This is a genomic window from Neisseria sp. P0022.S010, from assembly GCF_051956635.1.
In genome coordinates this window covers 1-1,165 of record NZ_JBQCXF010000719.1, presented here as the reverse complement: position 1 = coordinate 1,165, position 1,165 = coordinate 1, and the positions used below count along the sequence as shown (strand labels likewise).

The window sequence follows — 1,165 nt, the reverse complement described above, 5'->3', positions numbered from 1 at the left end:
GCCTCAATATCTGTAAAGAATTCGTTTTTCCAATCGTCGATTTTTCGCTCAAAACCACGCGGTTCAATATTGGTATCGGCCAAAGCTGCACGGGCCAGCTGACCATGTTCTGTTTCCAATGGGAGCAGAATGTTTTTCAAGCCTTTGCCTTCGGCTGCTTGGCGGAATACTTGCGGCCAGTTGGTTTTAGTAACCCAATAGATTTCCGTTTTGACGGCACGCATGGCAGCCGCCCAATGTTTCAAGCGCTCGACATCGTTTGCCCAAGAAACACCCATTTCACGGTAATAATCGAAAACCGGCGGCTCTTCCATCGGCAAGGCATCGGCTTTTTTCAATTTCGCTAAAATATTTTCGCGCGCGCTCATGCTTTACCTCCGGTACGTTCCAACAGGAAAGATGCAATATGTTTCGGACGCGGCATATTGGGTTCGTCTTTGGCAATTTTGCCTCCGATATTCATCATACAGCCGCAATCCGCGCTGATGATTTCAGTTGCACCTGTTTCTTTTAAGGCTGCAACTTTGTCGGTTACCATCGCACCGGAAATATCGGCTTGTTTCACAGAGAATGTACCGCCAAAACCGCAGCACTCGCTTTCATGGTCGTGAACGATACGTTCAACATTTTCCATGCCGTCAATCAGCTGCCAGCCTGACAAATGGACATTCATCTCACGACGCGCGGCGCAGGAAGTATGGACAGCCACTTTAACCGGCTCGCCTTTATCTTCAGGTTTGTAACCAATCGCCAGCAGGAAGTGGGTAAATTCAATGATACGGTTGGCGCAATCAATCGCTTTTTGCTCGTACTCGGTACCTTTGAACAGAGTTGGCCAGTGGTGTTTCATCATGCCGCCGCAAGAACCGGAAGGCACGACAATCGGCCAATTTTCAGGGAATAAATCCAGTTGCGCTTTGGCAACATAAAAAGCTTCTTTAGGATGGCCTGACGAATAGGCCGGTTGGCCGCAGCAGCTTTGCTCCATCGGATAATGGATACGGATGCCCTGTTGTTCAATTAAAGTGATGGCATCCATGCCTGCTTCCGGCATGAAAAGGTCGAGAACGCAAGTACCGAAGAAATAAGCATCGGTTGGCTTGCTGTCGAATACGGTGATTTGTGGTGGTTTGATTGCGCTCATTTTTTTGGAACGGGACAACCC

General features: G+C 48.7%; 1 protein-coding gene and 1 pseudogene. Both read right to left on the bottom strand.

The window, feature by feature from the left end; genetic code table 11:
- A pseudogene (locus ACTHUT_RS20915) lies at window positions 1-368 on the bottom strand (LutC/YkgG family protein); the annotation flags it as partial.
- The gene (locus ACTHUT_RS20910; RefSeq protein WP_250601741.1) at window positions 365-1,144 is read right to left on the bottom strand and encodes a (Fe-S)-binding protein; all 780 of its coding nucleotides are present in this window, start codon (window positions 1,142-1,144) and stop codon (window positions 365-367) included. The pseudogene ACTHUT_RS20915 and the gene ACTHUT_RS20910, both read right to left, overlap by 4 nt.
- Window positions 1,145-1,165: the final 21 nt, after the last annotated feature.

Excerpts from the sequence above, each read along its gene's own strand:
- ACTHUT_RS20910 (WP_250601741.1), bottom strand. The coding sequence starts at position 1,144 with ATGAGCGCAATCAAACCACCACAAATCACCGTATTCGACAGCAAGCCA.